Genomic DNA, 13,564 nt, shown 5'->3' with positions numbered 1-13,564 from the left:
CACTTGGTGTCTCGCCAATCTGCTTGGTGAGCCCCTTACGTGCGATTCGGACAAGGTCCGCCGCACCCTTCTTAGACGGCCTTTGCCTCCATAGCCGATGCAGGAATGGCGCGAGTATTCAAGTCTTGGGAGGGCCAGCGGTCAAACGCGAAGCACTCCCCGTATTCGACCGCCTGATCGAACCAATCAAGCCATTCCGCGTCGTCCAGAAACTCCTCCCGCTCGACGAACGATGGCTGTCGAGTGATAGTGATCACTTCCCAATGGTTTTCTTCGAATTGGCGAGAAGCCACCGTGATGGCCTGAGATTCAAGCGAGGTTGCAACAAAGCAGTTGGCAACGACGTCTTGGATGACAGGGTGGTGTTCATTGATGGGCTTTGCCAACAGTCGATACTGCACGAAATGCACTTGCAAACAGCGCAGCGCGCTGCCTATTTTTGGGAAAGCCTACGATTCTGCCCGCAGGCCTCGTAGAACGGCGACGATGCGTCTACCGACATAGGCAACCGGTGAAATAGATCACCGCTCCACCACGAGCGAGCGAACCTCTTGCATGTGAATTGAGGAGACACCGCATGGACCGATTCACCGGCGGCTGCCTGTGCGGCAGTGTCCGACTCATGGCGACGGGGCGCCCCTACCGGGTCGGCCTTTGCCACTGTCTCGACTGCCGCAAGCATCACGGCGCGCTCTTTCACGCCTCCGCAATCTTTCCGCAGGAGGCGGTGACGATCGATGGCGAAACACGCGATTACGCCGGACGGTTTTTCTGCCCCCGCTGCGGCTCGTCGGTCTTCTCACGCAGCGCAGACGAGATCGAAGTGAACCTGGGATCGTTGGATGCGCCTGACCAACTGAAGCCTACCTACGAACTGTGGACGATTCGCCGCGAGGCCTGGTTGCCGCCATTTCCGCTCGCCAAACGGTATGAGCGCGATCGTGAAGGCACGGGTCGCAATGAGGAGTAGGTTGCACGAACGGCGCCCGCTTCGCTCACTCGCCGACAGCAGCCACGAGCGAGTCCCATAACCGCGCGGCGACGGGCCCCACGTGGCGGCCACGCAGACGTGCGGCGACGATGTCGAGCCGCGATCGCTTGAAGTGCCGCCCCTCGATGGACAGCAGGCGGCCACTGCGCAACTCCTTGTCGACGAGGTGCAGCGGCATGTGGCCCCAACCCATGCCGCGCAAGATCAGCTCTTTCTTGGTCTGCTGGTCGGCGACTGTCCAGCTGCGCGCACCCTCGATGACGTGGTAGTCGCGGCTGGGCTCGCGCGCCGAGTCGCGCAGGATGCACTGCACCTGGTCCTGCATCACCGCAGGCGTCAAGCTGCGCGTGATCGGGACGGGCAGGAAGCCCGGCGCGACGACCGGCACGAGGGTGACGGACAGCAGCTTCACCCACTCCAGGCGCGGGTCCGCCGAGTCGACATGGTGCAGCACGAGATCGGCCTCGCCGGCGAACAGGCGTTCGCAAGGGCCGCCGAGCGATTCGAAGTGCAGGTGCAGCCGTGTCGTCGTGCATTGGTCGAAGAAGCGCTTCAGCTGCCGCAACACCGGGGCGGTGGGCGTGAGATCGCCGATGACGACACGCAGATCGGTCTCCTCGCCCGCGCTCAACTGACCCGCCAGCGCGTGCAGCGCGCCCGCCTCGGCAAGCACCGCCTTCGCCCGCGCATGGAAGGCCTTGCCCGGCTCGGTGAGGACGACGCGGTAGCCCGATCGGTCAAGCAGCGCGACGCCTGTTCGCGACTCGAGTTGGTGGATCGCCGCGAAGACGGCGGAGTGCGTGCGGTGCAACTTCGTGGCCGCGGCCTGGAAACCGCCCTCGCTCACGACGGCGTCGAGGCACGCCAGTGACTGCAATGAGAGGCCAGCGAGGTTTGTCATCATCTTGAACAAAGTCTGGCGAAATCTTTCGATTTGATTATCAGCGGTGGCCTCCTAACGTCCAGCCCTTCCCACAACTTTGAATGAAGGACGGACATGCGAGCCATCGTGAGACGGCAATACGGCGGACCGGAACAGCTGGAGATCCGCGAGGTCCCGACGCCACGCCCGGCGCCGGGCCAGGTGCTGGTGCGCGTGCGGGCGTTCGGGCTGAACCGCGCCGAGCAGTACTTTCGCACCGGGGCCTGGGGCGAGGTGGCGGCGATCTCGGGCATCGAGTGCGTGGGCGAGGTGATCGAAGATCCGGCGCGCCGCCTCGAGCCGGGTCAGCGCGTGATTGCGCTGATGGGCGGCCTCGGCCGCAGCCTGCCCGGGAGCTATGCCGAGGCGGTTTGTGTGCCGGCGGCTAACGTTGTAGCCGTGAGCACCTCCTTGGGCTGGGAACGGCTGGCCGCCTTGCCCGAGTCCTACGCGACAGCGTGGAGTTGCCTGCACGACAACCTGCGGCTCGAGCCCGGCCAGCGCCTGGCGGTGCGCGGTGCGAACTCGGCGCTCGGCCAGGCAGCGCTCGACCTGGCGCGTCACCACGGGGCAGAGGTGATGGCCACGGTGCGCGACCTCGCGCGCGCCGACACGCCGCGGGCGCTGGGCGCGCGCCTCGTCCTCGAAGAGGGGCCTTCGCTGCATGCGCATCTGCTCGAGGTCGCGCCGTCGGGCGTCGACGCAGTGCTGGACCTGGTCGGCACGTCGACGGTGCTCGACTCGCTGCGCGCAGTGCGCCGCGGGGGACGCGTCTGCATCGCCGGCTTCCTGGGCGGCGGCGCGCCGATCGAGCGCTTCGACCCGATGGCGCAACTGCCCAGCGGGCGCCAGCTGAGTTTCTTCGCCAGCGCCTTCGTCTATGGGACGCCCGAGTACCCGCTGTCGGACGTGCCGTTCCAACAGCTGATCGAGCTGGCCGAAGCCGGGACGCTGCGCGCATCGCCGAGCCGCGTCTTCCGCTTCGAAGAAATTCGGGACGCCCACCGCGCCCTCGACGCCCAGGAGGGGCACGGGAAGATGGTCGTCGTGGTCGACTAGGTGAGCTCCCGCCCTAGTCGACGCTTACTTACGTGTCCAGAAGCCTCGTGCCTCACGGCGCCGGGCCGCAGGCGCGCCCCAGGGAAGTGAGGCGTTCGGGCTCAGGCTTCCAGCTTGATCTGCGTGTCCGTGGAGGTGACGTAGCCCACGGYGGCGCCAAAGCGGTCCTTGTAGTTGGCGCGGATCAACGGGTCCAGCGTCGGCTTGACCACATCGTGCAGCGGCGACTCCCAATCACCAGGGTGTTGGAAGTTGCTCATGATGTAGGTCCAGCCGTTGATGGAATCGACCGCCTGGAGCCCGGTGGACTCGGCACCGGACGGGCAGCTGAGGATGCGGCTCAGTTGCTTGGTGTCGACGTTGTAGGCCCACAGGAAGTTGTTGACGTGCATGCCGCTGTCCTCTCCGATGAACAGGGTGCGCATCTCTTCGGAGAACTTCAGGTTGTCCGGGTTGCCGAGCTTGTCCGGGTTGGCCAAGTTGCCCAGCGAGTCAGCGGTCACGAGGTCCTCGCCCAGCAGGATGAATTGCGAGCTGGCCGGCACCCATTCGCTGTCGATGGCATTGCCGTCGCTGTCCTTCACTGCTGCAGTCAGCGTGTGCTCCAGCACGCCGCCTGAGTAGACAGCCGCGGGGAACACCACGTTGTTGGCGGCAACGAAGCCCGAGCCCCCGCTCACCATCGAATCCTTGATCGCCGAGATGGCCGAGTAGGCCTTCTTGTCCTTGATGTTGACCGTCGTGCCTTCCATCTTGGTGAAAGCCGTGCTGGCGCCCTTGAGCGCGGCGTAGCGGTGCGTTTCCAGGTAGGCCGCAGCCTTCTCCTGGCCGGCCTTGACGCGCACCCACAGCGTCTTCTTGTTCAGGACGATCTGGGTGTAGCTCGGGTCCAGCGGGTCGACGTTGACCGAGTCCATGATGTCGGTCGCGACGATGCCACCATCCACCAAGGCCTTGACCTGCGCGCTGGTGGCCTGGCCCAGCTTGATCCAGCTGATGCTGGCACTCGACGTGGCATTCAACTCGGTGGTGTATTTGGCGACGTACAGCGTGCCGGCAGACAGGTCCCGCTCCTGGTCGGCGACGAACATGAACAGCGCGCCGTTGGTGGCGTCGTCGCCCATCAGCGCAGTGCGGTTGTCCGGCATCACCTGGATCAGCTCGTGCGAAATGCGGCCCAGGCAGTAGTGCTTCTTGATCGTGCCGGTGCCGTCGGTGTTGACGGTGACTTCGGGCAGGTGGCCGTAGTCATAGGGGTTGGCCGTCGCGGCGTCACCGAACAGGCTCTGGCTGTAGCCGGCCAGCACCGCCAGTGACTGGCCGTTGGCGCCCTGGTCGAAGGCATCCGGTTCGTATTCTTCCGACGAAAGGTGCGTGCCCCAGGGCGACAGGCTCGCGCCGCAGGTGATCCACAGGCCGTTCACGCCCGAGGTGTCGACGTTGTGGTACTTCACCAGGCTGAGCTTGCCGGTGTCCTTGTCCTGGTCCAGCGTCAGCACGGCGATCGGCGACGGCAGCATGCCGTACATCGAGGCGAGCGCCTGGTTGCGGCTGGTGTACTCGAACTGCACCACGGCAAAGACGGTGTTGCCCTTGACGCCGGCGACGTTCGCGCCGTCGACAGTGAGCAGCGACGTACCGTCCGGCGCGTCCGAGAAGAACTGGCGCTCCGAGCCGGGCACCGAGCTGTCGACGATCGGCTGGTTGTCGATGTCGTAGTAGCCGCCGGCGATCACCGTGCCGCCGGCACCGTTGGAGACGGCCGTGCCAGTGACGAAGAACGGCTGATAGCCGAGCGTGAAGGTCTGCGTGCTGTTGTCGTCGAAGGTCGCGACCAGACTTGAACCCATCGTGGTGGTCGCCATCGCGCCGGCGTTCGTCAGCGCCGGCGCAGCCATCGCGCTGAAGCTGACGCCGGTCAATTGGGCATCGGACTTGTCGTCATCGCCACCGAAGTCGCAAGCCGTCAGCAGGCCGGCGGAGGTCAAAGCGCCGCTGAGGGGCAACAGCGGCATGCCCGCGAACATCTTGACGAGGCTGCGGCGGGAAGTCTGGAACTTGGAAGAAGACATGAGGCTCTGGCGATGGCGGGAGGAAAGTAAAGCGCCGGCGGCTGACCACTCCCCAAGGGGTAGCCAGYGACCGACGCCACGACAACAGGCCCGCAATGTAGAAAGCGAAAATGTCAAACAGATGAAATCTGTCAAATCGCGCTATTCGCCAACAGTTCTTGGTAACAGCTGGTGCCAATGCCGCGGAACTTGCGGGTAAGGCGACGCCAGGCCGGACGATTGCCGGCAGGGGTGGACTCGGAGGAGTTGGCTTTTCAACTCTGCATCAAGACGAAAGCGCGTCACGCCTTTCGACGGTGGCGCTCTTGGCGAGGTTTCTGGGTTGTGGCAGCCGCCCGGCGCTCCCGCGCCTTCACTTCGCCAAGGCGATGTGAGCGTCAGCCGCAAGTTGCGCGGCTTGTGGTTTCTGCCCGCCCCTTCGCGGCTTCACGTCGGCGAAGCCGACATGAGCCTGCACCGCAAGTCAGGCGGTTTCTGGGTTGTGGCAGCAGCCCGGCGCTGCCGCGCCTTCACATCGCCCGAGGCGATGTGAGCGTCAGCCGCAAGCCGCGCAACTTGCGCGCCGAAGGCGCGGGCACGGCATGCCGTGCCGCCGAGAGCGCGACCGTCATTCGACGGTCACGCTCTTGGCCAAGTTGCGCGGCTTGTCAACATCCGTCCCTCTTGCGCAGGCCGTGTGATACGCCAGCAACTGCAGCGGCACCACATGCAGGATCGGTGACAGCGCGCCGTAGTGCTCGGGCATGCGGATGACATGCACGCCTTCGTCGGCAGTGATGCGGCTGTCGGCATCTGCAAAGACGAACAACTCGCCCTTGCGCGCCCGCACTTCCTGCATGTTGCTCTTGAGCTTTTCGAGCAGCGCGTCGTGCGGGGCCACGGTGACGACCGGCATCTCAGCGGTCACCAAGGCAAGCGGGCCGTGCTTCAGTTCGCCGGCGGGGTAGGCCTCGGCGTGGATGTAGCTGATCTCCTTGAGCTTCAGCGCGCCTTCGAGTGCGATCGGGTAGTGCAGGCCGCGACCGAGGAAGAGCGCGTTTTCCTTGCGAGCAAAGGCCTCGGCCCAGCTGACAACCTGGGGCTCCAGCGCGAGCACGGCTTGCAACGCGACAGGCAAGTGGCGCATCGCCTTCAGGTGCGCGGCTTCTTCTTCATCGGTCAGGTGGCCGCGCACTTGCGCGAGTGAAAGAGTCAGCAAGAACAGCGCGGCCAGCTGTGTGGTGAAGGCCTTGGTGCTGGCCACGCCGACTTCGACGCCCGCGCGCGTCACGTAGGCCAGCGAGCATTCACGCACCATCGCGCTGGTCGCGACGTTGCAGATCGTCAGCGTGTGATGCATGCCCAGTGAGCGTGCGTGCTTCAGCGCGGCCAGCGTGTCGGCCGTCTCGCCGCTTTGGCTGATGGTGACGACCAGCGTGCGCGGGTCAGGGACGCTGTCGCGGTAGCGATACTCGCTGGCGATCTCGACGTCGGTCTTGATCTTGGCGATGCTCTCCAGCCAGTACTTGGCGGTCGAGCCGGAGTAGTAGCTGGTGCCACAGGCGAGGATCAGCACGCGGTCGACCTCCTTGAACACGCGGTAGGCGCCGTCGCCGAACAGCTCAGGCGTGATGCCGTGCACGCCTTCGAGCGTGTCGGCGATCGCGCGCGGCTGCTCGAAGATTTCTTTCTGCATGTAGTGGCGGTAGGGGCCGAGCTCGGCGGCGCCACTGGCCACGTGCACCGTCTTCACTTCGCGCGTCACCGGGCGGAACTGGCCGCTAGCGTCACGCGCAGTGACCCAGTGCTTGCCCAGCTGCAGGTCGACCACATCGCCTTCTTCGAGGTAGGCGATGCGGTCGGTCACACCGGCCAGCGCCATCGCGTCGGACGCGAGGTAGCGCGCACCGCTGACCTCGTCGACACCCAACACCAGTGGTGAGCCTTCGCGCGCACCGACCACGCGGTGTGGCTCGTCGCGGCAGAAGACGGCGATCGCAAAAGCGCCCTTCAGCAGCTGTACGGTGCGCTGCACCGCGTCGAACAGGTCACCGTCGTAGTGGTGGTGCACCAGGTGCGCGATGACCTCGGTGTCGGTCTGGCTCTCGAAGACGTAGCCCTTGGCCTTCAGCTCGTCGCGCAGCTCGTCGTGGTTCTCGATGATGCCGTTGTGGACCAGTGCGATGCGGTCGCGCGAGAAGTGTGGGTGCGCGTTGTGCACCGCCGGCGCGCCGTGCGTGGCCCAGCGGGTGTGGGCGATGCCGGTGCCGCTGGCGACACCGTCGTGCTGCACTTGGGCCAGCAGGTCGGCCACGCGCTCGGTCGAGCGGCTGCGGCGCAGTGTGCCGTCTTGATGGACCGCCACGCCGCAAGAGTCGTAGCCGCGGTATTCGAGCCGCTGCAGGCCTTGGACGAGGATGGGGACGATGTTCTGAGCGCTGACCGCGCCGACGATGCCGCACATGGTGGGGTGTCCTGACGATAGGCCGCTGTGCGGCGATGACGGGATCGTAGGCCTCACGGCGAGAACGATGCTTTCAAATTTGAATCGGCAATGAAAGCTTTTGCCTCGCCACGGTCGTAGTGGAATAATTCATCACCATGGCTGAAGAATTGAATGAATCATTCGCTTTGGACACCATCGACTGGCGTCTGCTGGACCTTTTGCAGGCCGATGCCAGCCTGACCAATCACGCGCTGGCGCAGGCGGCGCATGTGTCGCCCGCCACTGCGCTGCGCCGCGTCAAGCGGCTGCGCGATGCCGGCGTGATCCAGCGCTTCACCGCCCTGCTCGCGCCACGCTTTGCCGAGCGAGGCCTGAGCGCGGTATGCGAGATCACGCTGGACCGGCAGGGCGACGAGCACCAAGCCGCCTTCGAGCAGCGCGCCGTGGCCGACGCATCCGTGCAGCAGTGCTGGCGCGTGTCGCCCGGGCCGGATTTCGTGCTGATCGCCTGGGCCGCCGACATGCCGGCCTTCCACGCGTTCACGCAGCGCCTGTTCACGCAGGACGCGAACGTGCGCAACGTGAAGACCTATTTCGCGCTGAAGCGGGCGAAGTTCGACCCGCGGGTGGCAGCGCCGTGACGCCGCCCGTCTGCGCTGGGTCTCAGTCCTGAAACGACCGCCACAGCGACGTGGCGACGAACCAAGCCGGCATCGCTGCCGTGCGCACCTCGAGCGATTCACCGTTGGTGACCTCGGCGATCAGTTCGTGCGCCGCGCCGGAGTTGTCGAAGATGTAGGCCCGGTTGGCCGCACCGCAGGCCTCGTCAAGCAGTTCGATCGACCGGTGGTAGCGCTGAACCACCTTGTCATCGGGCACTGCATGGCCCCCTTCGCTGACACGCAGCTGCACTCGCTCGATATTGATCGTCGGATCACCGGTCGCCACGAAGTACAGGTACGTCCGGTAGCCCTGTGCCTGAGCCTCACGCATGAAAGCCACTTTGTCCGGCGACGACATGACCGTTTCGAAGGTGAACGAGGCTCCTTGGCTCAGCAGTTCGCGGCGAATGAAGTCCGCCGTCACCGAAGCGAGGTACGAGTTGACGTCGGCATGCGGGACCTGCAGTGCGCCGCCCTTCCAGGCAACACGATCGGCCACGCTGGCCAACCCCGCACTCTTCAACAACCCCGACGACTGCACGATCGCCGCAAATCTACGCTGCAGAGCGCTATCGGCGCCATCCAGCTCGAAATCGGCCAATTCAAGCTGGCCGCGCACCGCAAGCGCCTTCTCGATGTCGTCTGCATTCACATAGACGCCAATCCACTCCGGACGCAATTCGGTGTGGATCGTGCTCTTGCCCGAGCCGTTCGGCCCGGCGAACACACGAAGCCGCGCCTGAGAGCGCAGCGGCGAATCAGCGGTCACTGCGGACCGGCGCCGCCTTCTTGCGCTTGAGCACCAGCCCCGGCTGCACTGGTGTGTCAGCGGGCAGCGCCTTGATCACGTGCTCCGAGCCGTCCGCGCGCAACTCGACCAACTGACTGCTCGACGCGCGCCCGGCTTTCTTCATCACGACGCGGCCGGTGTTCTTCAACGCCCGCTCATGGGCCGCGCGACCGGCCCGCGCCGCCAGTTCGGGGAACCGGGCCTCGGCATCGAGCATGCGGTCTTCACTGATCGGGGGAATGCGGCTCATGGGGCTGGACACGGGTAGGAAAGGGGATTTTGCATCCATTCCGCCGCGCCTGCCGGCCAGGGCCGTCAAGCCCGCGCCAGGCGCAACACGAAACTCACGCCGCCTGCAGGCTCGTTGCGAGCCTCCACCGTGCCACCCATCTTGGCCATGTAGGTGCGCACGACGAACAGGCCCTGGCCGCGGTGGGCGGGGTCGGCGCCCGGCTCGCCGGCCGCGTCAGACACGCCGTATTCGAAGATCCGGCCGACCAGTGAGTCGGGGATCGGCGGGCCCTGGTTGTGAATGGTGACTTCGACACCCGCGTCGACCGTTGCGAGCGTCAGCTGGACCGGCGTACCCGCGGGGCGGTAGCGCTCGGCGTTGCGCAGCACGTGGGTCACCACGTCTTCCAGCGCATAGGCGTCGCCACGCACCAGGCAAGGCGCGCCGGCGCTGGTGTAGCGCACGTCGTTGATGCCGGCGTGTGGCGCGTTGTCGGCCACGTGGCGCAGGAATTCGTCGATGTCCAGCGCCTGCACCGGCAGCGTGGTGGCTTCGAAAGCCTCGGTCGGCGAGGCTTGGCCATAGAGCACACGCACCGCCTGCTGCATGCGGCGCAGGTAGCGGTGGCTCGGGTCCGAATCGCCCGGGTGCAGCGCCAGCAGGCTTTGCAGCGGCGACATGATCTCGTGGCCCACCGCGTGCCATTGCTCGCGCTCTTGCGCGGTGCGGATCTGCTCGCGCCGCACGTCGTCGTTGACACGCTCCAGCAGCTCGGCCAGCGTGCCGGCCAACAAGCCCAGCTCGTCGCTGCCGCGCAGGTCGGCCACGTCGAGGCGGACTTCATCGTCCGCCCCACCCTTCAGGCTTTGCACACCATGGCGCACCGCGGCGGCGCGTTTGGTCAGCAGCGTGATGCGGCGGACGATGCGCAGCTCGATCGCGGCCCAGGCCAGCACGATCGCGGCGAGCATCGCGACGACGATCCAGCCGACGCGTGCGGCCACGCGGCCGAGCGTGCGGTTGACGCTGCGCACGTCGCCGGTCAGCGTCAACTCGTAGCGGCCGAGCGGCGTGGCGATCGTGTCTTGCGCGACCAGCGCCTGTTCGTAGCCATCGACCTCCAGACGGCGGATCAGTTGCGCAGTGAAGCGGTCCCACCAAGAGGGCTCAGCCACGCCGGGCACTTCGTTGCCCTGCAGCAGCGCGAGTTCGGTTTCGCCCTGCGCGCCGGCCTTGGCCAGGCGCAGCGTCTCGCCGGGCAGCAGCAGCGGCTGCAGGTCGGCCAGGCCGAACGGCGGTGTCGCGTCGGGCTGGTTGCTGTCGAACAGCGTCGCGCCGCTGGGCGCCAGCACCTGCAAGTGCACGAGGATGCGGTTCAGGTCGGCCGGCGGCCAGACGAGCTGACTGCGCTTGGCCTGCAGCTCGTCGCGAAAGAGCTCGATCGGCAGGCGCACCGAGTAGAACGCGCGGCGGGGGCAGTCGTCGCCGGTCTGACCGTCGACGCAGCGTGCGTCTTGCCAAAGCCAACCGCGGAAGTCACGCACGGGCTTCAGCGCCAGCGTGCCATCGACCTCTTCGGCAAAACCTGTCAAGCGGCCGCGCTGGGCGCCGGTGATGTCGGGCCCGCCTTCATATGGAGCAAGCCAGCGCCAGGTCTGGCCGCGCATCGCGACTTCGACGCGCACGCGGTGCGCGGTGCCCAGGTCGCGCACGCCAGGCGGTTTGGGCACCAGCTCGCCAGTGGCAAAGCCGCCCACGGCGTAGATGAAGCCGCCCGCCAACGGGTTGCTGCCGATCGCCACGCACAGCGTCGCGCCGTCGCCGTACTGCACGCCGCAGCCGGCCATCTCGATCGCCTGCTGCACCTTGGCCTTGTCGTCGAAGTCGATCGCCGAGAACGGCAGCACGACAGGGTGCAGCGGCGTCACCGCCGCGCCGCGCGTGTCGGGATTCAGCAGCGCCAACTGGCCGGTGGGGTGGCGCAGGCGGGCGACGATCTGTTCCTTGGTCTTGCCGAAGCCTTCGCGGTAGGCGCGCAGGCCCAGCTCCTTTTCCTCACGCAAGACAAAGCCCGCCAGCGCAACGGTGGCCAGCGCCAGCAGTACGAACACGCCGCGGAAGAAGACCCGCAGCCGCAGCGGGATGCGGGTGGGCAGCAGCGCCTGCACGTCGGGCAGGCCTGAAGTCCAGCGCATCAGGGCTCCCAGCGGAAGCCGCGCATCGGCACGTTGGCAATGCCGTCGAAGGTCGGGTCGATGTCGCGGAAGGCGTCGCGGATGGTGCTGACGTGCTTGCGGATGTTGTCGCGGTTGCGGCCGCTCTTGACGACTTGGTAGAGGTCTTCGTAGCTGACGACCTCGCCACGGCGCTGGTACAGCGCGCTGAGGATGCGCTGCGCGGTCAGCGGCAGGTTCACGCGCTGGCCGCGCCAGATGGCAGCACCCTGGCGCAACGGGTCGACCAGCAGTTCATCGCGCGGCGCCGCGGGCTCGGGCGTAGGCGCCTTGTCTTTGGTGGCGCGCAGGATGTCGAGAAAGGTTTCGACGAAGTCGGCCTCGTCGAAGGTGGTCTTCTGCAGGTAGTCCCAGGCGTCGAGCGCCTTCATGATGCTGCGGTAGATGGCGGCCGGCATCGCTGAGACCACCAGCACCGGTGTGCCGGCATGGCGCTTGTTGATCGCGTTGATGATGGCCACGCCGGCGTTGCGCTCACGGCCGAGCTCGATGTCGAGCACCACCAGGTCGTAGCGCTCGCGAGCGATTGCGGCCTCGGCCTCGTCGCGGGTGAACCAGGTGTCGACCTGGATGCCCGGCCGCGCCGCCGCGATCCAGCCACACAGCTGCTGACTGGTCGGCTGGTCGTCTTCGATCACGGCCACTTTCACCATGGGTTCGCTCCGGTTTGAACTGCTGCGGGCGATTATCCCGAGCCCCTGAGGCAGCCGGTGTGAAGGTTTCTTCCGGACCCCGGCGCGTGCCTTCACGAACGCGTGCGAACTGGGTGTGCGCGGCTCTCGCTTGCTCTGCGGTGGATTCGAAGAATGAGGGCCATGCCGAAGCGAAGAACGCGACGGCCCTCACAGAGACACCACGACAGGACGACACCATGAACGACGACGACACCCCCAGCAGCTTCGAACAGCCGGAACCGGCCTCTTCGTCACGCCAACCCGGCTGGAAGACCCGGCTGAACCGGATGGCCCGCGCCACCAACGTCACCTTTCGCCGCGGCGCCACCACCCTGCACTCTTCACGGGTGGTGCTGCTGGTCGCCGGCCTGGCGGTCGCCTCGGCCTACGTGTTGTGGAAGAACCCGCCGCTGGCCAGCATCGAGCACGGTGAAGTCGGCGTGCGCTCGAACCGCTTGACCGGCAGCAGCACCGAGTTGCACGAAGGCAGCGCGCTCGTGCTGCCCGGCCTGCACACGCTGCGCACGCTGCCGCTGCGTGACCAGGTCTACCGCCCGCTCGGCAGCCTGCGCGCCGACGGTGAATCGCCGTACCAGTCGGTCGAAGGCCTGTCGCTCGGCGTCGACCTGTCGGTACGTTACGCGCTGGACCCGACCCGCGTCGCAGCGATGGCTGGCAGCCTGCCGAACGACCTGGGTGCCGACATCGTGCAGCCGGCGGTCAACGGCGTGATCTACAAGGTGATGGCGCGCTACACGGTGCGCGAGATCTTCTCCAGCAAGCGCGCCGAGCTGCAGCAGGCGATCGAGACCGAGCTGAAGCCGCGCCTGGCCGCCGATGGCGTGCTGCTCAAGGGCGTGACGCTGGGCAAGATCGACCTGCCGGAAGACTACCGCCGCGGCATGGACCGCCTGCTGGCCGAAGAGCTGGCGGCCGAGAAGATGCGCTACACGCTGGTGCTGAAGGAAAAGCAGGTCGAGCAGACCGCGCTCGAAGCGCAAGCCGACGGCGTGCGGCGCGAGAAGCAGGCTGAAGCGGCGGCGCGCGAACAGATCATCGCGGCCAAGGCACAGGAAGAAGCGATGAAGCACGTGCTGCCGTTCAAGCAGAAGCAGATCGAGCAGCGCCAGTTGGAAGCGGAAGCCGAGAAGCAGGCCCGCGTGAAGGGCGCCGAGGCCAGCGCACAAGCGCGCCGCATCGAAGCGCAAGGTGAAGCCGATTCACGCCAGAAGCTGGCCGATGCCGAGGCCTACCGCCTGCAGAAGGTCGGCCTGGCCAACAGCGAGCAGATGGCACGTGAAGGCGCACTGATCACCCGCCACCCGCTGCTGATCCAGAAGACGCTGGCCGACAAGCTGTCGGACAAGGTGCAAGTGATCATCGCGCCGCCGCCGGCCGATGGTGGCTTCATCGGCTCGACGCTGCTGGGCACCCAGGCCAAGGCGACCACCACGCGCGCCGTGGGTGAAGTGCAGGCCGAAGAAGAAAACACCCAGTAAGGAG

General features: G+C 66.4%; 12 protein-coding genes. 4 read left to right on the top strand and 8 right to left on the bottom strand.

Annotation, left to right across the window (positions count from 1 at the left end; all coding sequences use genetic code 11):
• Positions 1-71: 71 nt before the first annotated feature.
• Positions 72-401 carry a hypothetical protein gene (locus tag AC1DYI_RS02430; RefSeq protein WP_477202491.1) on the bottom strand — a complete coding sequence of 110 codons (330 nt, stop codon included), beginning with the start codon at positions 399-401 and terminating at the stop codon, positions 72-74.
• A 176-nt stretch (positions 402-577) separates the two neighbouring features.
• Here AC1DYI_RS02430 and AC1DYI_RS02425 point away from each other — a divergent pair, with 176 nt between their 5' ends.
• Positions 578-970 carry a GFA family protein gene (locus AC1DYI_RS02425; protein ID WP_477202490.1) on the top strand — a complete coding sequence of 131 codons (393 nt, stop codon included), beginning with the start codon at positions 578-580 and terminating at the stop codon, positions 968-970.
• A gap of 25 nt (positions 971-995) precedes the next feature.
• On the opposite strand, the gene AC1DYI_RS02420 is transcribed toward AC1DYI_RS02425, so the two are convergent.
• Positions 996-1,892: a LysR family transcriptional regulator gene (locus AC1DYI_RS02420; protein ID WP_477202489.1), complete on the bottom strand. Its 897-nt coding sequence runs from the start codon at positions 1,890-1,892 to the stop codon at positions 996-998.
• Between the two features lie 96 nt (positions 1,893-1,988).
• Between AC1DYI_RS02420 and AC1DYI_RS02415 the strand changes: the two genes are divergently transcribed.
• A complete protein-coding gene (locus AC1DYI_RS02415; RefSeq protein WP_477202488.1) occupies positions 1,989-2,972 on the top strand; it encodes a zinc-binding dehydrogenase in 984 nt (327 codons plus the stop codon).
• Between the two features lie 101 nt (positions 2,973-3,073).
• Here the strand turns inward: AC1DYI_RS02415 and AC1DYI_RS02410 are convergent, their stop codons facing one another.
• Positions 3,074-5,044, bottom strand: a complete 1,971-nt coding sequence (locus tag AC1DYI_RS02410) for a PhoX family protein (protein WP_477202487.1) — start codon at positions 5,042-5,044, stop codon at positions 3,074-3,076.
• 607 nt (positions 5,045-5,651) lie between these two features.
• Positions 5,652-7,487 carry a glutamine--fructose-6-phosphate transaminase (isomerizing) gene (gene glmS / locus AC1DYI_RS02405; RefSeq protein WP_477202486.1) on the bottom strand — a complete coding sequence of 612 codons (1,836 nt, stop codon included), beginning with the start codon at positions 7,485-7,487 and terminating at the stop codon, positions 5,652-5,654.
• A 137-nt stretch (positions 7,488-7,624) separates the two neighbouring features.
• Between glmS and AC1DYI_RS02400 the strand changes: the two genes are divergently transcribed.
• The gene (locus tag AC1DYI_RS02400) at positions 7,625-8,110 is read left to right on the top strand and encodes an Lrp/AsnC family transcriptional regulator (protein WP_477202485.1); all 486 of its coding nucleotides are present in this window, start codon (positions 7,625-7,627) and stop codon (positions 8,108-8,110) included.
• 22 nt (positions 8,111-8,132) lie between these two features.
• On the opposite strand, the gene AC1DYI_RS02395 is transcribed toward AC1DYI_RS02400, so the two are convergent.
• The 4 genes from AC1DYI_RS02395 to AC1DYI_RS02380 form a co-directional block, all read right to left on the bottom strand.
• A complete protein-coding gene (locus AC1DYI_RS02395; RefSeq protein ID WP_477202484.1) occupies positions 8,133-8,900 on the bottom strand; it encodes an ATPase in 768 nt (255 codons plus the stop codon).
• A complete protein-coding gene (locus AC1DYI_RS02390; protein WP_477202483.1) occupies positions 8,890-9,138 on the bottom strand; it encodes a hypothetical protein in 249 nt (82 codons plus the stop codon). The genes AC1DYI_RS02395 and AC1DYI_RS02390 overlap by 11 nt, the downstream gene beginning before the upstream one ends.
• Positions 9,139-9,236: 98 nt before the next feature.
• On the bottom strand, positions 9,237-11,348 hold the full coding sequence (locus AC1DYI_RS02385; protein WP_477202482.1) for a sensor histidine kinase: 2,112 nt from the start codon (positions 11,346-11,348) through the stop codon (positions 9,237-9,239).
• On the bottom strand, positions 11,348-12,040 hold the full coding sequence (locus tag AC1DYI_RS02380) for a response regulator transcription factor (protein WP_477202481.1): 693 nt from the start codon (positions 12,038-12,040) through the stop codon (positions 11,348-11,350). The genes AC1DYI_RS02385 and AC1DYI_RS02380 overlap by 1 nt, the downstream gene beginning before the upstream one ends.
• Before the next feature lie 308 nt (positions 12,041-12,348).
• Here AC1DYI_RS02380 and AC1DYI_RS02375 point away from each other — a divergent pair, with 308 nt between their 5' ends.
• Positions 12,349-13,560, top strand: a complete 1,212-nt coding sequence (locus AC1DYI_RS02375) for a prohibitin family protein (RefSeq protein ID WP_477202502.1) — start codon at positions 12,349-12,351, stop codon at positions 13,558-13,560.
• Positions 13,561-13,564: the final 4 nt, after the last annotated feature.

The organism is Ideonella sp. P3_A4 (genome assembly GCF_056403075.1).
Note: the sequence above shows the minus strand (reverse complement) of the source record. Positions and strands in the feature narration are given on the sequence as shown.

Excerpts from the sequence above, each read along its gene's own strand:
- AC1DYI_RS02425 (WP_477202490.1), top strand. The coding sequence starts at position 578 with ATGGACCGATTCACCGGCGGCTGCCTGTGCGGCAGTGTCCGACTCATG.
- AC1DYI_RS02420 (WP_477202489.1), bottom strand. The coding sequence starts at position 1,892 with ATGACAAACCTCGCTGGCCTCTCATTGCAGTCACTGGCGTGCCTCGAC.
- AC1DYI_RS02415 (WP_477202488.1), top strand. The coding sequence starts at position 1,989 with ATGCGAGCCATCGTGAGACGGCAATACGGCGGACCGGAACAGCTGGAG.
- glmS (WP_477202486.1), bottom strand. The coding sequence starts at position 7,487 with ATGTGCGGCATCGTCGGCGCGGTCAGCGCTCAGAACATCGTCCCCATC.
- AC1DYI_RS02400 (WP_477202485.1), top strand. The coding sequence starts at position 7,625 with ATGGCTGAAGAATTGAATGAATCATTCGCTTTGGACACCATCGACTGG.
- AC1DYI_RS02390 (WP_477202483.1), bottom strand. The coding sequence starts at position 9,138 with ATGCTCGATGCCGAGGCCCGGTTCCCCGAACTGGCGGCGCGGGCCGGT.
- AC1DYI_RS02385 (WP_477202482.1), bottom strand. The coding sequence starts at position 11,348 with ATGCGCTGGACTTCAGGCCTGCCCGACGTGCAGGCGCTGCTGCCCACC.
- AC1DYI_RS02380 (WP_477202481.1), bottom strand. The coding sequence starts at position 12,040 with ATGGTGAAAGTGGCCGTGATCGAAGACGACCAGCCGACCAGTCAGCAG.
- AC1DYI_RS02375 (WP_477202502.1), top strand. The coding sequence starts at position 12,349 with ATGGCCCGCGCCACCAACGTCACCTTTCGCCGCGGCGCCACCACCCTG.